Origin of the sequence: Pontiella agarivorans (genome assembly GCF_034531395.1) — a bacterium.
In the GTDB taxonomy this organism is placed as follows: domain Bacteria; phylum Verrucomicrobiota; class Kiritimatiellia; order Kiritimatiellales; family Pontiellaceae; genus Pontiella; species Pontiella agarivorans.
The window spans coordinates 245,850-268,422 of sequence record NZ_JARVCO010000010.1; the positions used below are offsets into that span (position 1 = coordinate 245,850).

The 22,573-nt window shown below is 52.1% G+C and carries 19 protein-coding genes; 9 read left to right on the top strand and 10 right to left on the bottom strand.

Annotated elements, in window-relative coordinates; all coding sequences use genetic code 11:
- Positions 1–41 precede the first annotated feature (41 nt).
- Together P9H32_RS08645 and P9H32_RS08650 are read right to left on the bottom strand one after the other, a co-directional pair.
- Complete coding sequence (locus P9H32_RS08645; protein WP_322608497.1) at positions 42–1,196, bottom strand: alkaline phosphatase family protein; 1,155 nt, start codon at positions 1,194–1,196, stop codon at positions 42–44.
- Positions 1,196–2,173: a hypothetical protein gene (locus P9H32_RS08650; RefSeq protein ID WP_322608498.1), complete on the bottom strand. Its 978-nt coding sequence runs from the start codon at positions 2,171–2,173 to the stop codon at positions 1,196–1,198. The genes P9H32_RS08645 and P9H32_RS08650 overlap by 1 nt, the downstream gene beginning before the upstream one ends.
- A gap of 133 nt (positions 2,174–2,306) precedes the next feature.
- On the opposite strand from P9H32_RS08650, the gene P9H32_RS08655 reads away from it, so the two are divergent.
- Together P9H32_RS08655 and P9H32_RS08660 are read left to right on the top strand one after the other, a co-directional pair.
- Positions 2,307–4,016, top strand: coding sequence for a carbamoyltransferase family protein (locus P9H32_RS08655; RefSeq protein WP_322608499.1), 1,710 nt, complete (start codon positions 2,307–2,309; stop codon positions 4,014–4,016).
- A 32-nt stretch (positions 4,017–4,048) separates the two neighbouring features.
- The gene (locus tag P9H32_RS08660) at positions 4,049–4,882 is read left to right on the top strand and encodes a leucyl/phenylalanyl-tRNA--protein transferase (RefSeq protein WP_322608500.1); all 834 of its coding nucleotides are present in this window, start codon (positions 4,049–4,051) and stop codon (positions 4,880–4,882) included.
- Between the two features lie 12 nt (positions 4,883–4,894).
- On the opposite strand, the gene P9H32_RS08665 is transcribed toward P9H32_RS08660, so the two are convergent.
- Complete coding sequence (locus P9H32_RS08665) at positions 4,895–5,401, bottom strand: hypothetical protein (RefSeq protein WP_322608501.1); 507 nt, start codon at positions 5,399–5,401, stop codon at positions 4,895–4,897.
- Between the two features lie 254 nt (positions 5,402–5,655).
- Between P9H32_RS08665 and P9H32_RS08670 the strand changes: the two genes are divergently transcribed.
- The 4 genes from P9H32_RS08670 (at position 5,656) to P9H32_RS08685 (ending at position 10,442) form a co-directional block, all read left to right on the top strand.
- A complete protein-coding gene (locus tag P9H32_RS08670) occupies positions 5,656–6,516 on the top strand; it encodes a hypothetical protein (protein WP_322608502.1) in 861 nt (286 codons plus the stop codon).
- Positions 6,517–6,567: 51 nt separating this feature from the next.
- Positions 6,568–8,328: an ABC transporter ATP-binding protein gene (locus P9H32_RS08675; RefSeq protein WP_322608503.1), complete on the top strand. Its 1,761-nt coding sequence runs from the start codon at positions 6,568–6,570 to the stop codon at positions 8,326–8,328.
- Positions 8,325–9,428, top strand: a complete 1,104-nt coding sequence (locus P9H32_RS08680; RefSeq protein WP_322608504.1) for a GNAT family N-acetyltransferase — start codon at positions 8,325–8,327, stop codon at positions 9,426–9,428. The genes P9H32_RS08675 and P9H32_RS08680 overlap by 4 nt, the downstream gene beginning before the upstream one ends.
- 90 nt (positions 9,429–9,518) lie before the next feature.
- Positions 9,519–10,442: a GNAT family N-acetyltransferase gene (locus P9H32_RS08685; RefSeq protein WP_322608505.1), complete on the top strand. Its 924-nt coding sequence runs from the start codon at positions 9,519–9,521 to the stop codon at positions 10,440–10,442.
- On the opposite strand, the gene P9H32_RS08690 is transcribed toward P9H32_RS08685, so the two are convergent.
- From P9H32_RS08690 to P9H32_RS08720, 7 genes are all read right to left on the bottom strand, one after another.
- On the bottom strand, positions 10,439–11,254 hold the full coding sequence (locus P9H32_RS08690) for a glycosyltransferase family 2 protein (RefSeq protein WP_322608506.1): 816 nt from the start codon (positions 11,252–11,254) through the stop codon (positions 10,439–10,441). The two genes, P9H32_RS08685 and P9H32_RS08690, sit on opposite strands and share 4 nt — an antisense overlap.
- Before the next feature lie 5 nt (positions 11,255–11,259).
- The gene (locus P9H32_RS08695) at positions 11,260–11,877 is read right to left on the bottom strand and encodes a response regulator (protein ID WP_322608507.1); all 618 of its coding nucleotides are present in this window, start codon (positions 11,875–11,877) and stop codon (positions 11,260–11,262) included.
- A complete protein-coding gene (locus P9H32_RS08700) occupies positions 11,874–12,269 on the bottom strand; it encodes a response regulator (RefSeq protein ID WP_322608508.1) in 396 nt (131 codons plus the stop codon). Before P9H32_RS08700 ends, P9H32_RS08695 begins: the two co-directional genes overlap by 4 nt.
- A 127-nt stretch (positions 12,270–12,396) precedes the next feature.
- Positions 12,397–16,527, bottom strand: a complete 4,131-nt coding sequence (locus P9H32_RS08705) for a PAS domain S-box protein (protein ID WP_322608509.1) — start codon at positions 16,525–16,527, stop codon at positions 12,397–12,399.
- Between the two features lie 16 nt (positions 16,528–16,543).
- Positions 16,544–17,746 carry a glycosyltransferase family 4 protein gene (locus P9H32_RS08710; protein ID WP_322608510.1) on the bottom strand — a complete coding sequence of 401 codons (1,203 nt, stop codon included), beginning with the start codon at positions 17,744–17,746 and terminating at the stop codon, positions 16,544–16,546.
- A 74-nt stretch (positions 17,747–17,820) separates the two neighbouring features.
- On the bottom strand, positions 17,821–18,852 hold the full coding sequence (locus P9H32_RS08715; protein WP_322608511.1) for an aldose epimerase family protein: 1,032 nt from the start codon (positions 18,850–18,852) through the stop codon (positions 17,821–17,823).
- A gap of 93 nt (positions 18,853–18,945) precedes the next feature.
- Positions 18,946–19,665, bottom strand: a complete 720-nt coding sequence (locus tag P9H32_RS08720; RefSeq protein ID WP_322608512.1) for a LytR/AlgR family response regulator transcription factor — start codon at positions 19,663–19,665, stop codon at positions 18,946–18,948.
- A 165-nt stretch (positions 19,666–19,830) separates the two neighbouring features.
- On the opposite strand from P9H32_RS08720, the gene P9H32_RS08725 reads away from it, so the two are divergent.
- The 3 genes from P9H32_RS08725 to P9H32_RS08735 are packed head-to-tail and all read left to right on the top strand — an operon-like array spanning position 19,831 to position 22,441.
- The gene (locus P9H32_RS08725; protein WP_322608513.1) at positions 19,831–21,264 is read left to right on the top strand and encodes an ankyrin repeat domain-containing protein; all 1,434 of its coding nucleotides are present in this window, start codon (positions 19,831–19,833) and stop codon (positions 21,262–21,264) included.
- Entirely contained in the window at positions 21,261–22,019 is a 759-nt protein-coding gene (locus tag P9H32_RS08730) for a hypothetical protein (protein ID WP_322608514.1), read from the top strand. Before P9H32_RS08725 ends, P9H32_RS08730 begins: the two co-directional genes overlap by 4 nt.
- A 14-nt stretch (positions 22,020–22,033) precedes the next feature.
- Entirely contained in the window at positions 22,034–22,441 is a 408-nt protein-coding gene (locus tag P9H32_RS08735; RefSeq protein ID WP_322608515.1) for an Hpt domain-containing protein, read from the top strand.
- The last annotated feature ends 132 nt before the right edge of the window (positions 22,442–22,573 follow it).

The window sequence follows — 22,573 nt, forward strand, 5'->3', positions numbered from 1 at the left end:
ACGATTACCGTTTGAGGGGTAATTGTAAAATGTTTTCCACTTCATGGCTTCAGATTCAGTTCATTGAGCATCAGCTGATGAATATGCTGAATTTTTGTGACGGATTCGGGAATCGGCCGGTTGGAGGCAAGCGCTGCTTTGGAATCCGCGTCGGCGGGATCAAAGCCGTGCATACCGGCGCAGGGCTTAATCCCCATGAAACCCGGGGCAATCTGTGTTCCGGAATTCATCAGAAAAATCAGCTCGCCGTATTGGCCGTCTTCAAAAAAAACGCCGTGCTGTTTCAGTTCGTCGTCCGATAAAATCCGGCCTTGCGGGTGGTTTTCCAGACCTTTGAAAATTGTTGTGCGCGCGTTTTCATGCTTAAACCAGAAACGGGCCATTGTGGAATCGTAAAAGGCGCAGTAGTCGGTATTCCACTGAAGTTCCAGGGATTGAATATCCGCCATGAGATCGTATGAACCGGTGACGTTGTGCATGCCGTGATCGGTGAAAATATACCAGGTGATTTCTTCATAGTTTTTTTCGGCTGCGGCGAACAGTTTCCGGAATTCGGCGTCATACCAGGCCATCAGTTTTCCAATGTCCGGATGGTTGTTCCCCTTGGCGTGCATCAGGCCGTCGAGCTTGCCGAAGGAGCAGTAGGCGAAATCAATGCTGCGGTTTTCGATGTGCTGCCGGAGGTGCTCCAGGCGCTGCTCGTCGGGAAGATCGCTGTCGTGGACATAGTAGGGAATGCCCTGCCGGCTCATTCGGTCAAAAACAGAAGTGCCGCGGGGCAGTCCGTCCGGTTCCCAGATGCGTTTCTGTTCGGCATAGTTGAAGAGGGGGAGCTGGTTGAAGGGGACGGCGAAGAGCTGAAAATAGCCGGTGAAACCGCACCTCTTTTTGACCCATCGGCTGAGGCGGCCCCGGACACGGCCGCGATTAAAAATAAAACCGGGCAGGAAGCCCATCGGCTTTGTCCATTTAAACGGGGAATGTTCGGGATCGTAGTAGTAGGACGACCAGAGCCCGTGTTCGGACGGCGTGAGGCCGGAGATGATTGAAGGGTCGCAGGCGGAGGAGTAGCCGAGTATGGTTTCAAGCGGTTTTGCGGCGGCTGTCAAATCGTGAAGAAATTCCGGGTGGCGCTGCCGGACTTCCCAGCCGAAGGCATCAATGAAAAGAAAGAGGCTGAGTTTTTTCTTTTTCACTATGAGAATCTCCGTTGGAGCTCATAGAAGCGTTCGTGCGACATCGTGGATTGATCCTGCAGCAGTTCGGTGAGGGCGTCGTAGAGCGCTTCGCGCGGGTGGCGCATTGAAAAGCGTTTATTCCATACGGCATTGAGGGCAATTGCTTTGGGAATGGAGCATTCGCGCATATCGTACTGTCTTCGGTACCAGGGGAGAAAGCGGCAGAAAACGTCGATGGTTTTTTTGACCTGTTCTTCGATGTCCAGTGTCTGGAGGGCGTGATAGTCGCCCCATTCCTTGAGGTCGATGGCGCACATGTAGCCGGCAATGATGAAATCGCGGTCGGGGGGATTCCCAATCTTGGAAATCCGGGTTTTCTTTGTTTCATAAGAGATGTCGTAGGATCCGGCGGCGAGCAGAGCGCAGTCGCCGAAGGCGAGGAGGACTTTGCTGATAAATTTGATAAACCGAACCCGTTCTTCTTCGGTGAACGGTTTGGCCGTGGCCAGTCTGCGCTTGATGTCGAGCAGCAGTTTTCCGCGATTCATCAACAGGCGGGAACCTTCGGAAAGCGGGATGGCCTGGTGGCGGTAATTCGGCATGGCATCGAGAATCGTGTCTTCGCCCCAGATTACCATGTGGCTGTACTTCATTTCATAATTGAGCAGGGAAAACTCGCAGCCGGGGAGGCGGTGGCGTGCATAGGGGCAGAGATCGACGCGCAGGCCGATGGCCTCTGTAAGTTCCTGTTCCAGACGTTGGAAGCGGGCTTTCACGACGTTGTTCACGGTGCTGACAATGACGATCATATCGTAATCGTTGAACGGTTCCTGCGATCCGTCGGCTTTGATGAAGGGGGTGCCTTCGCCGCGACCGTAGCCGCCGAGCAGAATGCCGGCATCGCAATGAGGCGCGACAGCACTGCGGATCTGCTCGAGATCGTCATCGATCCGGGCATCGAGTTCTTCTGAGCCTTTGATGGTGTATTTGGCCATGGAATTCACTCTGACGTAAATAAGCGGTTACTGTGAATGAAAAGGGTGCACAGTTCAAGGTTGAGGAAGCCTGGGTATTGCATCGCGGGACTTTCAGGAGTTGAGATCTATTTCGGGATAGACTTGGCATAAGATGTATTCCTATAGTCAAAGTATGAATATTATTGGCATCAATTATTTCTATCATGATTCCACGGCCTGCATTGTGGTTGACGGCAAACTGGTGACGGCTATTGAAGAGGAGCGGCTGACGCGACAGAAGCACACGGATGAATTTCCGGTGCAGGCGATTGAGCGGTGCATGAAAATTGCCGGACTCGAGGATAAGGATATTGATGCGGTGGCCGTTTCAATTAAACCCTCGATGCACTGGCAGAAAAAAGCGGCCTATGCATTGGGGATTGGAAAAGGGATCAAGCCGTTTCTCGGACACGAAGTCGGGACTTCGCGCTATCGCCAGGATCAGTTCTGGAGCTGGTATCTGAGTTGCTGGCCGCGTGGGTCAAAACAGCCGCCGATTCACTGGGTGTCGCACCATCTGGCGCATATTGCCGGCAGTTTTTATGTTTCGCCGTATGAAGAAGCGGCCCTGCTGTCGATCGACGGTTCCGGCGAGTGGGCGACGTCGTTTGTCGGCTATGGCAAAGGCACTCAGGTTGAACAGTATAACGAAAGTTATTTCCCGAATTCATTCGGTTCCTTCTATGAAGCGGCGACCGAATTCTGCGGCTTCCGCCCGAACTATGACGAGGGCAAGACGATGGGACTGGCCCCGTTTGGTGATCCCGAGGTTTTTAAAGACAAGGTGTCCGAGATTATTTCGATCGGTGAAGACGGATCGATTACGGTGGATACCTCGATGTTTAATTTTCAGTACTGGCGGCGGCCGTACTGCAATCGTAAATTCTATGAAACCTTCGGTGCGCCGCGTCGTCACGGCGAAGAATTTCAGAAACACCATGAAGATGTGGCTGCGGCCTTTCAGCATGTGCTTGAGGAATCGGCGCTGAAAATCTGCCGGGATTTGAAAAAGAAGACGGGTGCAAAGCATCTGGTGATTGCGGGCGGGGTTTCGCTGAACAGTGTGATGAATGGTCGGATTGTCCGGGAATCAGGATTTGAGGATCTTTATGTCATGCCTGCGGCCGGCGATAACGGCACGGCCATCGGCGCGGCGTTTTATGTCTGGAACGGGATTCACGGAAAAGAACGCAGCTTTGTGCATATGAATCCGTATGTCGGAACGAGCTACACGGACGAGGAATATCAGGCGATTATTAAAGAGTGCAAGCTGAATGCCGAATACCATGAGCATATTGAAGAAGTGACGGCCGGGCTGCTGGCGGAAGGACATATCGTCGGCTGGTATCAGGGGGCGATGGAGATCGGGCCGAGGGCGCTGGGCAACCGGAGTATTCTGGCGGATCCTTCAAAACCGGATATGAAAGATAAGATCAATGCCGATGTGAAGCACCGCGAAGCCTATCGTCCGTTTGCTCCGTCGGTGCCGGTGGAACATGCAAAGGATTATTTCGATATCGAGGTTGAAGCGCCGTTTATGCTGAAAGTGTGCGATGTTTTTCCGGATAAACGCGATTGTGTTCCGGCGATTACCCATGTGGACGGCAGTGCCCGGGTTCAGACGGTTCGTGAAGAGACGAATCCGCGTTATCATAAACTGATGATGGAGCTGGGGAAAATCACCGGTGTCCCGGTGGTGCTGAATACGAGTTTTAATGTGATGGGTGAACCGATCGTTGAATCGCCGATGGATGCGATCCGCTGCTTCTTCTCCACCGGCCTGGATAAGCTGGTGATCGGAAACTATCTGATCGGGAAATAAGTGTGGAACCGCCAGGATCAAATCCCAGTTATATGCAGAAACTCTATAAGCGGCTGGATAAACATCCACGGCTGAAGAAGTTCTATGAACAGGCCGTCGAGGCCCAGGTTTTTTATCAGAGCAAAATTTTCCGTCCGCCGCCAAAAGGAAAGTTTCCGCCGATTTGGATGTCGTATCGCGAGCCGTTCTGCGGCCTGCTGGCGTATGGCGGAGAGATGACGGCGGACAGCCTGCTGTATGCCTATTCCAAAGGCATTTATCCGCTATACGATAAGCACCCCATTGAGTGGTATTCGTGTGATCCGCGCATGGTGCTTTATCTTGAAAAGATGAAGCTGAAAAAGGGGCTGCGTCCGCTGATCAAATCGGGAAAATATACGGTTACGTTTGATACGGCGTTTGAACGGGTCGTGCATGAATGCGGCAAAGGCGGAGACCGCGACGAGTGGACCTGGATTATTCCTGAACGGGTGGCGGTGGCGCTTGAGCTGCATGAAAAGGGGCAGAATCATTCCGTCGAAGTATGGAACGAAGCCGGTGATCTTGTCGGCGGCCTGTTCGGGATGGATATGGGAAAGATGTTTCTTTCCGAGTCGGCTTTTCATCATGAACCGAATGCCAGCAAGGTGGCGGTGGCCGTTCTGAACTGTCATCTCCAGCTCTGGGGTTTTGTGATGAACGATATTCAATGGTTCTGGGAGCATTACCGCCGGCTCGGTTATGAAAATATTTCGCGCAAGGAATATCTGACTCAGTTGAAAACGGTAGTGACGGAGCCGAAGAAACTGGGAAAGTGGACGGTGGATGAACGCCTCGATGTCGGGAACTGGGTGCCGTCTGAGCCGGGCAGTCAGGTCCGGGCATAACGGTTTTCCCATTCAGATTCGTTTGAGTTTTCGGCGGATCATTCTCAGATAATGAAAGAAATAGTCAGCAGCCAGAGGGAGTGAGGGGAGGCTGTTGAGATTGACCAGACAGTAGTCGAAAGGCTCGCCGGTTTCTTCCCAGTTTTCGGTGGTGTGCAGGATTTCGCAGGATGTGCGGTGAGCCAGCAGGCGTGACAGTCCATGCCGTTTTCTGACATACGCGACAAAGTAGTTGTACCCGATACTTTTCAACAGGGTGTTGGTTTCGTGTAAGAGGAATTCGAGGGTTTTTATTGACCGGTGTTCTTTCAGAATGGCCAGGCTGGAGATGTAGAAGATTTCGTCCTGATGTTCCCGGATAAATTCATTTTCTTTCAGTGCCCGGGCGGAGTTTTCTTCGCAGATATGCCGGCCGGTGATGTAGCCGATTGGGGTGCGGTCATCGTAGAGAATCATGCCCGAACCGAATTCATCATCAAGGAATTCTTCAAAGTCACTTTGCTCCTCCTGCATGAGCATGGGAAAGCAGGCTTTTTCCAGTTCCACCAGAATGGGGATCTGGCTTTTGTTTGTGATGAGCTGCGCAAATAAATTGAGTGGATATTTATATGCGTTTCGCTGGTTTTTTTTCTGTTTTGCAGTGACAGAGTCGGGAGAGCAAACTGGACTATTACATTTGCCTTGAGCTGTATTTTTATGGTTAGCATCTTCGCGCATGGTTGCATGCTAGTTAAATCATTTGATAAATAACAAGGAAAAGAAGGAGTTGCTGGATGAATTTAAAGTTCTTCACACTCGCAACCGTATTGGCGGCCACAGCGGTTCAGGCCCAGACGGTTGTGATTGATTCGCTGGATCGTAATGGAACCTTAACGGCCACGGTACCGTCAAACTCTGTGTACACCATTGAGTGGAAGGGCGCGCTGGACGGACCGGGTGACTGGAAGGACAGCTGGTATCAGCACCGTGATATGCTGAGTTCAAACGGCATGATTGAAGCAGAAATTCCAATGTTTTTCCGTCTGACGTGCCAGACCAACAATGCGCTCATTCATGTTCCGGTCGGCAGGATCTACCACTATCACGTCACGAATCAGGATCCCGGAACTGATTTCTGGAGAAGGGATGTCCATGTTATGGGGGACACCTATATGCCTCATCAGACCAATAACTACCGTACAATCTGGACCGAGGATTGGTATTCTGCGCCGAATGTCATTCCGGTCGGAGCTCAGGCCAGGAGTTCTTCATATCTTCGTGTGGATGAAAACGGAGTATATGTACTCGATTCCGAGTACGATCGCGGTCCGATGCAGGAGGATCTTCTCTGGTCCAACGGAACTGTGGGAACCACATGGTCGTATGCGGCTTCAACGCCTCATACTACGATTCAGTCTGAGATTGTTGCCACGAACGTTACCGTCACGATCGGCACCACCAACTATACCGGCTGCATACAGATCGAAAGTATCGGCGAGGATCAGCCATGGCTATCGGATTATCCGGAGCGCAGATATATTGAGTGGATTCAGCCTAATGGCTATCTGGTCCGAAGTGAAAATTACTGGGTGGAAGAACAGTATACGAATCTGACTCCGATCGTCACCGAGCTGCAGAGCTGGACCGACGAGTAAACTGATTTTTGTAATAAGGGCGGCAGGGTTTATGCTTTGTTGCCTTTTTATATGACCAAAAAAACACATACCGCTTCGGTGGAACGATTCCAGCTGCTGGGTAAGCTTCGGATTATATTCGATCTTCTTGATGCGATTGACCGGCGCAAACTTTTCCTGATATTCACCCTTTCCCTGATGAACGGTGTGGTGAATGCTGCAGGCATTGCATCAATTCTGCCGTTCATCGGCCTGATCTCCGATCCGGCGATTCTGGAGACCAACAAATACGTTCTGTATTTTAAAGAGCTGACCGGCATCGCCAGTTATGCGGGTGTGGTGGTTTCGTTCGGATTTATCTCTTTGGGAATGCTGATTCTGAGCAATTCCATTTCGGCGGTTGAAACCTGGCAGGGGGTTTGGTTCAGCGCGGACAAAACCAAGGATCTGTCGGCGCGGCTGCTCGGTAATTATCTGAATATTGACGTGCTCGAGTTTGAAAAGAAACAGAGTGCTGAACGGGCCAAGGAGGTGCTGACCGATGTCAGTCGGGTCGTGATCGGCACCCTGTTTGCAACGCTCGATCTTATATCGGATATCATTGTCTCTCTCTGTATCGTTGTCCTGTTGCTCTGGATTGACTGGAAGGTCACACTGGTGGTGGCGGCGATTCTTGTTTTTGTGCACTTTTTAATCAATCTGGTCACTACCGGGCAGCTTGATCGTCTGGGTAAACGCTATGCTTCGCTGCAGGCTTCGCTCTACAGTCATGTGCTGGAAGCGCTTAAGCTGAATAAGGAAATCAAGATGAACAGTCTGGATTCCTATTTTGTGAACCGTTTTTCCGTGACTGCCGGTGAAATGGCGAAAAATACAGTACGCAGCTCGATGATCAGTCAACTGCCTCAGCAGGCACTGGAAGTGATGGCTTTTGCGGTTATCATGTCGGTGGCACTCTATTTTGCAGTATTTGCGGGCGACGGCGGGCAGCCGGTTACCATAATTGGAATGTATGCCGTTGCCGCATATCGGCTGATTCCAACGGTGAACAGTATTTTCCGAAAGGTGAAGGATATCTGGTACGATACGGCCATTCTGGAAAATGTGGCCGGTTCTCTGCAGCTGTCCGAACCCGAGGCCGAGTGCTGGGATGCCGCCCGCTGGCCGAAGGAAACCATCGCACTGGATAATATTCGTTTTTCCTATACTCCAAGCGGACCGCTTCTGCTCGACGGTATGAATCTGGAATTCGGCGTCGGGCAGTTTACCTGCATAAAAGGCCAGACCGGCTGTGGAAAATCCACGGTTATGCATCTTGTGGCCGGACTTTTCCGTCCTTCCGGCGGGCGGATCTGTGCGGACGGACTGGAGGTGAATGCCTACGGCAGCAGGGAATGGAAGAAGCGAATCGGTCTCGTCCCCGCCGATGTGAATATTATTCAGGCCAGTTTATATGAAAATATTGCGTTGGGTCTTGAGCCTGAGAAAATCAACCGTGAACTGGTTCAGGAAGTCTGCCAGCTGGTGGAACTGCATGATCTGTTTACCGGGCTGCCGGAGAAATATGAAACGGTTTATGGCGATGAAGGGCTCCGTTTCAGCAGTGGACAGGTGCTGAAGGTCGGTATTGCCAGGGCGCTTTACCGCCGGCCGGCCCTTTTGCTTCTGGACGAAAGTACCGATGCGTTTGATCTGGCCACTGAAAGCCGGATTCTGAACCGCCTTAAGGGGATCAATAACCTGACGATCATTTTTATATCGCACCGGCCATCAGTGATGGATCATGCCGATCGGGTGATTGACCTTGAAGATTTACTGGGGAGAGGGGTTTGAGTAAACGGATCTATGTGGAAAAGCGTAACCACGATGCATCGGTAGCCGGGCTGGAACAGGCTTGGGACCAGTTGCTTGAAGAGAGTGTTCGGCCGACTATTTTTGCCTCGTTTGACTATGTTCAGACCTCCATCCGGCATTTGAATCGGGGCGAACAGATTTTTTATCTCCTGATGCGGGCGGAAAAAAATGACGGACGGCTTCTGGCTGTTTTCCCGCTCTGTATCCGGCCGCGTAAAGAGCACGGCGTCAGCCTGCGTGTGGTTATGCACGCGCTGCCTCCTCAGACGACTGAAGTGGATAAACCCTGTCCGGTTATCCATAAGGATCATGAAGCGGACTGCTGGATGGCTTTTGCCGATTTTATGAAGAGTGAATTCAAGGCGTGGGATATAATCGACCTTGAAGAACTGGTTGCCGGATCGTTTTTCCCGGAACATGTGAAAGACCTTTTTTCTCTGTCCTCCGCTTTGCCCCGCGTGAAGAAGGGGCCTGATTCACCGATTGTCGATCTATCCGTTTCATGGGAGGACTTCTGGAGCCACCATCGGAAGCTGCGGAAAAAATGCGGTCGGCTGGAACGCAGGATTGAACATCTCCGGCACGAGATTACCAATGATTCCAAGGACATCATTCGCTGTTTGGAAAATTATATTGAAGTGGAGAAGATCAGCTGGAAAGAGGGGGAGATGGTGGCATATCACCGCGAGTTTTATGCCGATCTGCTGCCCAGACTGGCTGAAAAGGGACGCGTCTGGTTTTCCACGCTTTATGACGGCGAGGTGCTGGTTTCGGTGGAAATGGCCTACACGTATCTGAATCAGGTTTATTTCTGTCATGGTACCTATGCGCCTGATTATGCGGTGCACTCCCCGGGCATGGTGAACTCCTGCTGGTTTATTCGCCATTTTACCGGGCATGCATATGCCGAGGGGGATTATCTGGCCGGATTTGCCTCCTATGTGGATCCCTGGGCGTATCGTCAGGAACATACCCGAGAGGTCGTTGTTTATCGTACGGGCTGGAAATTGGGAGCGCTCTTCCTTTTTCATGCCGCGAGAAAGGCAAAGTTTTTTATTAAAAAAATGAGAAAGAAATAGGTATATTTTTTTTGTTTATTTGCTGGGCGGATTCAGGGTGGTACTTAAAATGCTTTGATTGCATCCAAACGGGAGCACTGAACGGATACGATGATAATCGATAGGGACAAAACGGGATATGCATCACGGGCGTATGCGGATTCGCTCTCGGAATTTGGCGAAGTCATCCACCTGAAACACAGTAATGGATATCTGCTGAAGAAACCGGTTCCGGGATGTGCCGGCTATTTTGATGCCATAGGGCTCTATCCACTTTTTTTCTGTTCTGACTGGTCGCTGCTCCAGAAGGACTTTGAGGAGCTTCCAGACACGATTATAAGTATAGGGCTGGTTGCCGATCCGTTTGGTGATTTCACCCCGGAGCTGCTTGAGCAGACGTTTGATGTGGTTAATCCCTACAAAAAGCATTTTACCGTGGATGTCACCCGGGAGATTGCTGAAATCGGAAGCCGGCACCATCGGCGTGAGGCCCGGAAAGCCTATCGTTCTTTGAGTGTGCAGGTGTGCGAGAATCCTGCTGAATTTGTTGATATCTGGGAGGGGCTGTATAAAACGCTGCGCCGTCGGTATTCCATTCAGGGTATTCGCGGTTTTTCCCATACGGCCTTTGAAAAACAGCTTTCGATGCCTGAAATTGTTGTTCATCAGGCATTTCACGAGGACAAGATCATCGGTGCGCAGCTGTTTTATCAGCAGGATGATGTGGTTCACTGCCATCTGGGTGCGGTCAGCCCGATCGGCTATGAACTCAACGCGTTTTACGCCCTCGACCAGTTTTCCTTCAGCTATTTTTCAGATAAGGCCAGAAGGCTGGATCTGGGCGGCGGAATCGGGTTGAACTCGGGTGGTCATGACGGCTTGAGCTATTATAAAAAAGGGTGGTCTTCGGATCTGCAGCAGGTTTATTTCTGCGGCCGGATCATTAATCCCGAAATGTATGAAATGATGGCCCAGAAAGCGAAGCAGGTGCACTCATCTTATTTCCCGACCTATCGCGCTGGTGAATACCTTTAACTCTCGTGAGCGTCTTTCTGCCCGCGATAGTCTGCCCGGTGAATGGTGAGTCGATAGATGAGATTATAGGGTATGGTTAACGGCCGGAACCGGAAGACTGTATAGGCGAGATCCCGTATTATTTCCTGCAGACACCGCAGCGCTTGTTTTCCTGCGTTTGGAAATTGGCAGGATACCAGAGCCTGCCGATAGCGTTTCTGATACAACCCGGTCAGGGAATAGTTGTGGGAATGCTCGACGACGGAATCTTCCTGAAGGCGGATGCGGATTCCTTGTTGAATTAATGCCGCCGCCCAGCGCGCATCTTCGGCATAGCCGGGTTCCGGAAACGGGTGCGATTCCCATAAACTTCGGGTAAATGCGCAGGCTACAGCTGAAAAGAAACCGGGGTTGAGGTTTTCTTTTCTGTAGGCCCGGTCGTAGTCGTAGCGGACAATAAATTTTGCGTCCGGCCGGGCCACCTGTTTGCTGAACGTGACCTCGGCCTCGTTTCCAAGGATCGGAGCAATCAGTTTTTCCAGCCAGTCCTTATGTTGCGGAACGGCGTCGGCATTGAGCAGAACAATGAGGTCATGGCCGGTTTTTTCAATGGCACGGTTCAGTACGCGGCCGGGCACATATTCTTCCGGTGGAATCTGCTGCAGGCTGCACTGCGATTTTTCCAATGCCTGGAAGCTGCCGTCGGTTGAGCCGGAGTCGACGGCAAAAAGATCAAATGTGCGGAGGGTCTGTTGCTGCAGCATTTCCAGCGCTTGTTCGACATACGGCATTTCGTTTTTGGCCCGCATGATGATGGCAACGGAAGGCGGCATGGCGTTTACTCAATCAGGCCTTGTTCTTCTTCAATCAAGTCCGGTGAGCGGAATTTCGGTTCGCGTCCCAGTTCGGCGAGTAGATTGTTGATCATGCGCTTGAGCTCAATGATGCGCCGCTCGCGGCCCATGGCCATTTTATTGAAGCGCGACATTTCCTCAATTTTATCGGTGAGTTCCTTGGTTCTGCGCTCAACTTCCTGTTCCAGTTTTTCCTGATATTCCTGTTTGCGGGTTAGTGCCCGGGAGCGGTCGAGCACCTGTTTAAGCGCGTGTTCGAGAATCGAAAGGTCGGCAATCGGCTTGAGAACATAGTCCCAGGCACCAAGGTGGAGCGCTTCCACGGTTTCGGTAATATCCCCGGTTCCTGATGCCACAATGATCGGGGTGGCGGGGGACTGCTGGGAAAGGTGCTGCAAAACCTTTAGCCCGTTCATTCGGGGCATACGCAGATCGAGTATGACCGCATCGGGCTGAAAGCTGTTGAACAGTTCAAGCCCGTTTATGCCGTCTTCGGCTTCAGCCACCCGGTAGTTGAGATCTTCCAGAAAATGGCGGAAACTTTCGCGGACCGGTCGCTCATCTTCGATAATGAGTACTTTGTTGGGGGGTTCCGGGCTCATGTGTTCAGTTTTTCGGCCGCCAGTTCCTTAATGCATTTGACGAGCAGCGAAAGTACGCGGACCGGTTTCAGAAAGACATGTTCGGGGCGCATGCCCAGTTCAGTGAGTTGGTCTGAAAGATTATAGGAAATAGAGCCGGTATAAATGATGTGGCGCTGCGCCGGATAGCGTTCGCGGGCCGCAATAATAAGGTCTTCGCCGCTCATGCCAGGCAGGCGCATATCAACAATGCAGACATCATAAACATTGCTTTTCATCAGTTCCAGTGCCTCCTCCGCGCTTTCTGCCGCAGCTGCGCGGAAGCCGTAATCCTCGAGAAAAGCCGTAAGGCTCGAGCAGATAGCTGGCTCATCATCAATAACCAGAACACGAATAGAAGAGTAGTCCGACATAGTTTATCCTTGGGTCAAAAAGGAATCTTATAATGTTCAGTTGTCTGAACCCAAGCCGAATGTGAACGGGATATAGGGATTTCGGTAGCGGAAAACAGAAAGACGCCTTTGCAGTGCGGAAAGGCGGTTAAAGCCTCAGGCCCCACCGTTCCACGCGGTGCTCATGCGGAATCCGTATGCTGAAGCGTGCACCCATGCCCGGTGAGGAAGAGAGGTTCATCGTGCCGTTGTGGTTTTCAGTGATGATGAAATAGGAGACGGAAAGGCCGAGTCCGGTTCCATGGCCAACATCCTTGGTGGTGAAAAACGGTTCAAATACGCGCTTGCGCGTTTCGGCATCGATGCCGGGGCCGTTGTCCTCCACTTCGATGAGCACCATCTTATCTTCAAGCTTCAGTCGAATGGTGATCTGCGGATCCTTCTGCCGATCATTCCCGGCCATGGCCTGCGCGCTGTTTCCCAGAAGGTTCAGGAGCACCTGCTGAATCTGACTGCCTTCACATGCGATTTCGGGAATATTTTCAAATTCCCGAACAATTTTGATGTGGCGGAAATCAAAACGTTTTTTGAGGTTGTAGTCGTTGGAGGCCAGTTCAATGCTTCGTTCAATAATGCCCGCCAGATCGTTCGGCAGAAAATGGGCATCATCTTTCCGGCTGAAACTGAGCATATTGTCCACGATTTTGGCGGCCCGCCGTCCGGCTTCGGACACCGTATCCATCATCTGCAGAATGTCTCGTTCTTTCATATAGGCATGGATCGCTTCAAACGAAGTACCGGCTTTTTCGGCGGCTTCCGTATTGCGTTCGGTTGCATCTGAAACACGGTTTTTCATGACCTGAAGGTTCTGCAGAATACCGGCCAGCGGGTTGTTGATTTCGTGGGCCATGCCTGCTGCGAGACCGCCGACGGACATCATTTTTTCTGACTGCACCATCATTTCCTCGATCCGTACGCGGTCGGTCACATCATCAATCCGGATTACAGCTCCTTCGGAACCGTCGGAAGTAATAGGATAAACCGTCACATCGATGATGCGCGGTTCGGCGTTGATGGTGCAGTGCACATGTTCATGCCGCTGAATATCCTGCTGATGCATGGCTTTGAAGATGGCATTCATGTCGTTTCCAAGATCTGGAAAAACCTGAAGGATCGGTTGGCCATGGGCCAGCTGCGCATCGGTTCCGGTCAGTTTTTCGGCCTGGTCATTCCATTGCATAACATGGCCTTCTGAATCGAGGCCGATGATGATCGATGGCATGGAGTTAATGATATTTTCAAGCAGATTGCGCAGGGCGACCAACTCTTTGGTGGCCTGGAGCCGCTCAAGTTCCGCTGCCGTACGGCCTGCAAAAACCTGAAGAATCGAGGCGGCAAAATCGGCCTGTTCAACCGGTTTGCGGTAAAGAGCCACCATGATCCCCAGCGCCTGCTTTTCTGAATCAACCAGCGGGATGCCGATGAAACTATGCACTCCCATGTCCTGCAGGAGTTTAATCTTGGGGAACAGATCGGGGGCTTCTGCAAAATGAACACGGTTTTCCCCCTGAAGCACCGCTTCGCATGGGGTGTTCTGCAGTTCATAATCAAAATTTTCTCCCGATTCTCCTCTCACGGAAACTGCAATGGTACGCATGGTTTCCCGGCTGTCGTCGATGAATTCACTGATGTAGGTCAAGTCGGCTCCGAGCGTCTTTGCCAGTTGATCCACCATTGAACTGAAGAAACTCCGGCCCACTGTGGAAACGCCTTCCACAATATTGCGGATGCTGTCTTCGATCATTACGCGGTCGGTCACATCATCAATCCGGATTACAGCGCCCTCTTCCCGGCCTTCGAGCAGGGGATAAACAGTAATGTCGTGATAGCGCATACGGCCGCCGTGCTGAACCGGAATACGCTCTTCTTTCTGGGTTTTTCGTTCGCGAATTGCCCGCTCAACTTTAGACATCTCCCGGCCCAGTTCCGGATAGACCTTGCGCAGTGGTGCTCCGAGGGTATCGATTGGCAGCAAACCGGTCCGTTCTTCGGCCTGCCGGTTCCATTGCATAACCCGGCCGATGGCATCAACGCCCACCAGAATGGACGGCATCGAATCGATGGTATTACTCAGCAGGGCCCGTAACTGCCGCAGCTGTTCTTCCGCCAATTTACGGTAGGTGATATCCCAGGAGGTCCCAAAGGTGCCGATCACATGGCCCTCTTCGTCATAGCGGGGAACTTTCGTGGTCAGATACCATCGATCACCCTCTGCTGTTGAGGCGAGCTCTTCTTTTTTGATCGGCTGCCGGGTGCGCATCACTTCCTGTTCGTCCTCGAAACGGATACGGGCCTGCTCCTCCGGCAGATAATCAAAATCGGTTCGGCCGATGAGATCTTCCGGGGCAAGATGAAGTTCTTTCGCTTTTGCGGCATTCACTTCAATGAAACGGCCTTCGGCGTCTTTGAAATAGATGAGATCCGGGGCATGCTGCATAAAGGAACGGAACAGGTTGCGCTCGAATTTAAGCTGTTTTTCGGTGGTCACGCGATCGGTGATGTTGCGACTGATTCCGCGGTAGCCGAGAATATTCCAGTTGTGGTCATAAAACGGCACCGCACTGGTCTCCAATACCACCGTACGCCCGCTTTTGTGGCGATTGGTGGTCAGCAATGAATGGACTGGCGAGCCTTGCGCCAGTGCGCTCTCAAACTGCGCGGTGGTTTCAAGGCCTTCCGTCGGCGGCATCAGGGCGGTGAAATGCTGTCCGATCAGTTCTTCGGCGGTATAGCCGAGCAGTTCTGCGGCCTGAGGACTGGCATACCGGTAGCGCCCTTCGACATCCACTTCCCAGATCCAGTCTGAAGTCGTTTCCACCAGGTTTCTGAATCGTTCCTCACTTTGGCGAAGCGCATTCTCGCTTTCGATCCGTTCGGTAATATCGCGAGAAACGCCGCGGAATCCGGCCAGGTGGCCGTTGGCATTGGCAAAAGCGCGGCCGCTGGATTCCAGTATTACGCGATGCCCCTTTTTGTGAATATAGGTATTTATCTCGCAATCGATAACCGAATTCGCGGTGCAGGTACGCAGGGCTTCCATGTTCCGGGCGGAGTCCATCTGAATCATCAGCGACAGCGAGTTGCGGCCCTGGAGTTCTTCGGGGGTATAGCCGAGGATGTCCTGAACTTTCGGACTCACATACAGGTAGGCCCCGTAGAGGTCCATTTCCCAGATCATGTCGTTGGACGATTCCACCAGCATCCGGAACCGTTCCTCGCTTTCGCCCAGTGCCCGGGAGGTCAGTTCCTGGCGTTGGCGCACCTGACCGAGTTCCGTCGAATGCCGGCTGACTTCTTTGCGCAGTGTTCGATTCCAGAAGATAATGGAGCCAATGGTCAACAGCGTGACCAGCAAAGCAATGCCGATAATTCTTAGGTAAAAATCGTGCGGAATATATAGGTTGTCATCAAGCGTGATCCAGCGCTTTTTGATGGTTTCCCGCTCTGTTCTATCGATCGTGGCGAGTGCTTTGTTTAGGATGGTATTGAGGTGTGGCCAGTCTTTACGTGAGGCGATGCAGAGTTCCCAGGGATAGTCGATATTTCCGGCCACTCTCAGGTTCGATATTCCGAGCTGCTCCATGGTATACGAGGCGACGCCGATATCGGTCACCATGGCATCGGTCCCGTTAAAAGAAACCATACGGAATCCGGTGGAGGCATCGGGCACCGGAATCAGGTTATATTCCGGATGTTTTTCCCGGATGTAATCGAGTGTGGCCGATCCATCGACCACGGCAACACTCATATTCTGCAGGGTATCGAGCGAAAAACGGCCTTTCCGGGCTTTGCGTGTGAGAATGATATTTCCGACCCGCTGGTAGGGTTCCGTGAAGCACAGAAATTCCTTCCGTTCACGCGTATTCTGTACCGAGCCGACCATATCAATTTCATGATTTTCGAGCTTCTTGAGAATCTCTTTCCAGCTGCCGCACTGGACCTCGATGAAATCCACACCGATTCTTCGCTCAATTTCACGGATATAGTCTGAGGTCAGCCCCTGGTGCTCGCCATTCGCATCAATATAATCGAGTGGCGGAGAGCCCGGCAGCGGGGCATAGCGGATATGGTTCCCGTTTTTTTTCAGCCACAGGAACTCCTTCCTCGTCAGCTCAACCTGAGCCGGTGCATGTGGAAGTTCCCCATATAGCAGAGCAGCTGCCGTAACCAGCGATGCTATAATGACTGTCCAGATCAGGACCTTTGTGAGCACTTTCATACGTTAAACCACAACCTTAGCAGACCGACCCGTAAATCGACATAACACGTTCCGCCGTCGTTCGCCAGTCAAAGGTCGCCGCATACGCCATTCCCTCTGCCCGCTCCTGCTCCGCCGGGCCTTTGGCAAGCGCACTTTCCAAGGCTTGGAAAATCGATTCCGAGCTCATCGGGTCGAACGTCGGAATGCGGTCTTTGGCAATTTCCTTCATCGAGGATGTATTTGAACAGATCACCGGAGCGCCGCAGGCAAGTGCTTCGATGATCGGTAAACCGAAGCCTTCAAAGAGCGACGGGAAAACCATAAGGTCGCAGGCGGAATAGAGCAGGGCCAGCGATTTAACCGATACATATCCCGGAAACAGGATATCATCTTTCACCGGGCTCTCAGCGGCCCGCTGTTTGATCTGTTCCGCACCGCTCCAGTCGGCCCCCGCCAGAATCAGCTGATGCGCACTGTCATTTTCCAGCTTGAAGCGCTCGAAAGCTTTGATCAGCCGGATATGATTTTTGCCCGGGTGTTCCAATCGTGAAACATAGATGATAAACGGTTTTTCAAGTCCATGGAGCAGTTCCAGACGTTCGCGGGCCTCCTGCTGTTCAACGGGCTGGAACATATCGCGATTGATGCCCGGATAGATGACCGATATCTGCTCTTCGGGATATCGGGTGTATCTAATGAGATCATTGCGGGAAGATTCGCTTACGGTGATCACATGGTCCGCATTACGGATCATGGCCGGAATCAGTTTGCGGTTAAACAGCATGCGTGCGGGATCATATTTTCCGTCGATGGCAAAAGCCGCCAGATCGTGCACGGTGGCAACCACTTTGGATTTTTTCAGCAGGGGAATGCGGCGAGCCGTCGGAATATGCACCACATCATATTTTCCAAGGGCTGGAAGTGCCGTATTGTGCCAAACGATGCTGAGCAGGGCCTGTTCTGTATATGAGGGAAAGAGCCGCTTGCTGAAATGGGGGTTGGAGATCGGGATCAGATCCGCATCGTTTTTTGTCATCAGCAGCTCATACCGGTTTTCGGTATCCGCCAGCTGGAGAAAGCGAATCAGTTCGCGAATGTATGTTGCAATACCCGACCTGCCTCCGGCTAAAACAAATGTGGAAAATCCGATCTTCATGACCTTGCAGTCTGAAACTTCCAAGGGTTGGAAACAAGGCAGAATGTGATGCTTCGGATTTCCGGGGGAATCCGTTTCCATTCTTCCTGCCGGAAAACAGAAAAAGCCGGCGAGATAACCGGCTTTTCACTCTGCAGATTCCGAAAAATCATATCTTATTCGAGGCCGAATTTGTAGATGGAGGTTTGGGTATAGACCTCTCCGGGGGCCAGTTCGGTGGTGGGGAATTCCGGCTGGTTCGGGCTGTCGGGCCAGTGCTGGGTTTCGAGACAGAAGCTTTCCTGAATGTTGTAGACCGCACCGCCTTTTCCGGTGACGTTCTCAACATAATTTGCGGCATAAAACTGTACGCCGGGTTCGGTGGTCCAGCATTCCATCCTGCGTCCGCTCTGTGGATCGGAAGCCACGGCGGCCAATGTCAGGGCTCCGGATTCGGCCTGATTGATGCAATAATTATGGTCGTAGCCTCGGCCCTGCACCTCGGCAATCCGTTTGCCGATGGGAGTCGGTTTTGTGAGGTCCATTTCTGTTCCTTCCACTGGAAGGAGGTTTCCGGTAGGGGTGGAATGTTCGTCCACTTCCGTATATCGGTCGGCATGAATGCAGATGAGTTGATCGTGCACGGAACCGCTGTTATGTCCGCCGAGGTTGAAATAGCTGTGGTTGGTGAGGTTCAGAACGGTTTTTCGGTCGGTGGTTGCCTCGTAGTCCAGTCGAAATTCGCCCTCTGCACTCAGGGTGTAGGTTACCGAAACCGTCAGCGTTCCCGGATATCCTTCATCGCCATCCGGGCTGACCAGCGTCATCTTTACAGCATCACCGATGATTTCGGCGTCCCAGACTTTTTTATCGAATCCAACGAGGCCGCCGTGCAGGGCATTCGGTGCGTTGTTTACCGCGAGCGTATAGTCTTTTCCGTCCAGTGTAAATTGACCCTGTGCAATGCGGTTTGCATAGCGGCCGCAGCAGGCCCCGAAGTATGGGTTTATATCACTCTGGTATTCACTCAGTGTATCGAATCCGCATACCACATCCGCCACATTTCCGTCGCGGTCCGGACATTCAATGGAGAGAACGGTGGCACCGTAGTTCATGATTCTGGCTTTAACAGAGCCGCATTCGAGTGTGAATGCGGTAACGTCAAGTCCATCGCGAGTGGTTCCGAAATGTGTTGCTGTGATCGCCATGGTTAAATTCCTTTAATATGCAAAAGGCCGTATAATCCTCGAAAAAGGGGTGGCTGAAAAGTCAAAACACGGGAGAACCTCACCGGAATTGTATCAGATGGGTTGAACCAGTTTCTGCAGATTTTTAACCGCGCTGTTATTGACGGGAAGCGGATCGGGGATTCCTCTGAGCCAGAGGAGCGCTTTGCGCTCCTTGATCTCCAGCCGGTCGAGAGCGGAAATATTGATGAGCTTCTGGCGGCTGATGCGGTAAAAGAGGTTTCCGGGTAACTGCTGTTCCCAGGCGGTCATGGTTTTTTTCATGACAAACCGTTTCTCCAGGGAGCAAATGATGTGGGTGTAGTTTTCATCGCTTAGAATGGCGCAGATTTCTGAGACGCGGATAAAATAGCGGTATTTGTTGCGGCAGATCACCACCAGATCATCTTCTTTCAGGACCGGCAGTTTTTCTCCATCGTCTGCCGCAGGAGTGTCCAGCCGGTCAAGGGCCTGACGCAGCCGGTCGATTGATATGGGTTTCTGGAGATAGTCCAGGGCGTTTACTTCGAAGGCGCTCAGGGCATATTTTTCGTGTCCGGTGACAAATAGAAGTTTCGGGAGCTGATTAAAACGGCTGATGATATCGAAGCAGGTACCGCCGGGGAGCTCCACATCGAGAATGAGCAGGTCGGCCTCCGGGTGGTCGCGGATCAGCTGCACGCCATCCTCCACATCTGCGGCTTCACCGACGATTTCGATGTTTCCGATTTCCTGCAGGAGCCCTTTGAGCTGAACCAGCGCAACCGCCTCATCCTCTATCAGTAAACATTTCACGGTATGAAGTGATAGCACGACTAACCAAGAACTGAAAAAGGTTAATTGACTTAAGTTGATCCCCTCCGGACTGTCGCTCATCCACCAAAAAAGGCGGTTCATCAATCCGGCGTGGTGGAAAACTCTTTTATTCCTTAAAAGATTCACAGGTTAAAGGAGAACAAAGTGCATCCGGAATGTTTAAAAAAGGGAATAATTGCCGGGTTTATCGGTTGTGTGGTGTTGCTGGCCGGCAGTGTTGCGGCATATATCCATTTCAGCGCTGGCGCAGATGCCGGTGAAGCCAACAGTGGTTGGAGAGCGGGCATGATTGTGGTGGGCGGGCTGTCGGGATTCCTGTGCGCCGGTCTGCTCGGTGCATATTTCTTTGCGTATCGCTGGCTGGGAATCAGCCGGATCCATTGGCGGCATGGCCGCGCGATGACCATGCTGGATGGCGGAAGCAGCGCCGGCAATAAACCGCAGGGCGAAACGTGGTTTTTTCTCAGCGTGAATGAATGTCTGTATCTTGTGGCCGTTCTGGCGGTGGTTTCCACCTTGGCAGGATTCATCCATACTATGCGCAAACCGTCCGCATTTGACTGTGTTGAACATGGAACTGTGGAAGAGCTCCGGCATGTATTGAGCCGGTATCCGGAACAGCTGAGTCAAAAAAACAGCCGGGGATCAACGTTGCTGATTCAGGCCGTTCGCAGCGGTCGCCCTGAAATGGTGGACTTTATCTTAGTTCGCAGACCCGATATAAATACAGCCGACCGTTCCGGAAGGTCCGCGCTGATGTATGCCGTCGGGGAACCGGATCTGGTGGAGCTCCTGCTGGAAGCCGGGGCTGCGCCGAATGGGGTGGATCATGAGGGCAACACCCCGCTTTTATTGGCCGTGCGAGAGCGCTGTGAACGCAGCTGCGCACTGTTGCTCGATCATGGTGCATCGCCGAATCGTGCAGGAGAGCATGCTCAGACCCCGCTGTTTCTGGCGGTGAGTTCGGGACTGGACGTGTTTGATCTCCTGTTGTGCCATGGGGCCGATCCTGAAGCTGAAGATGCTGCCGGCGATACTCCGTTGCATGCGGCAGCCCGCAACAATCATACTGCGGCCGTCCAGTTGCTGCTGCAGTCCGGAATAGATCCTGCAAAACTGTCTCTGCAGGGTTGGTCACCGTTGCATCTGGCTGTCCTCTGCGGCTCAACTGAAGTCGTCGAGCTTTTGCTACGCGAAGGGGTGGATGTGAATCTGGCCAATACGCGGAAACAGACCCCGCTTAACTGTGCGGTTTATAGCGGCAACGCCGTTTTGGTCAAGTTGTTGCTCGAGAGCGGGGCCGACATCAGTTCGGCGGATCAGCGGGGGAATACGGTGTTGCACGAAGCCTTGCTGCATGAAAACCGCGAACTGGCCGATCTGCTGATTCAGTACGGGGCGGACCTTGATGTGGAAAATGCGGCAGGGATAAGTCCGCGACTGCTGCTGAAAAAGCGGTGCGAGGCGATCTATGACAATTCGGTTGCCCAGTCGGGAAGGGCCGACTGGAAAATACAACCGAATTTGATGAATCCGAATTTAAACGGTTTTAGCGGTAATGAAAGGGATAGAACATGAGAGTTAAATCAATGGTCACATCACTCCGTCAGCTCGATGCGCTCCAGCAGGCAAAACTGGCTACGGTGCTCATGGCAGTTGTGCCTCCGCTGGCATTTTTTTACATCGGTGCGGTGCGGTCGGGCCGGGTTGGGCATGGCCTGCCGTTTTATGCGGAAATCATTGCCGTGGGATGCACTATCGTGATTGCGTTCTGCGGGTATCGTATTTTGAGCAAGTTTCCGCGGAATATTGTTAAAATCCGGTCGCATATCCGATCAGCGGTTACCGGCGTGCTTCCGGAGAAATTTATTCTTGAGCAGACCATGCACAGCGACGACCTGCTGTATATTGAAAACAACCTGAATGCGATGCTGTATGAGATGAATCACCGGCTTTCCATCATCAAAGACCGGTTGGCTGCTGAATCGAAACTGCGAGAGGAGTTGGAACGCAAGAGAGAATATGAACTGAAAGCCGAAACCTATCCGGCAGTGCTTCGCCGCATGTTCAGGATTTGGCAGAAAATGTCGCGTCTGACGCGTTCACTCAAAACCCATCTGTTCGATCTCAGTGAAGAGGCGTCTTCGCTGAACGAAATGCGTAAAATTAATGTGATGGTACAGGAGGTCAGAGAAATCAGTATTGTGCTTGAGAATTTCAAGGAGTTCAGTGAACTTGAAGAGAGTCCGGTGAAAGCCAAGGCGCAGCCGCAGGTCGACTCAATGTCACAGAATGATACGGCTAATCCGGTTGTGCAGTGCCAGGCAGGATGACGGATGTGGGCGTTATGATGAATCAGCAGTTGAATGGAAAATCCTGTAGCACGGAAAGCGGGGCCGTCGATGAACCGCTGTCCCGGATCGAGGGACTGGATTTTACCGAGGGGCTCTATCTGGCCGCCGGAAACCGTGAACTTTATGCTGCCATTCTGTCTGCATTCCTGACCAACAACAGCGATGTCGTCGAGCGCGTGCGTGAGGCCTGTGCGGTTGATGATATCGTTACGGCAACACGACTCGTTCATTCATTGAAAGGAGCGGCCGGAACGATCGGAGCCATCCGGCTTCAGGAGACATCCCGTGCCGCAGAACGGGCCTTGTCAGATGGTGAAGAGCGGGTTGCTGAAGCAGAAATTCAGGACATTGAACGGTTGATAGCTCCTTTGCTGTCTCAGCTTCGTGAAGCATTGGTCTGATCACAGACGGATCGGGCCGCATGACAGAAAGCCGTCGTTGAAGATCCGTAGAAAATTACAGGGTTAGAATTTTTTGTTGAAAAATTGATCTGTTTAATTCTTTTCTGTTAAATGAAATAAAATCTCAAAAGA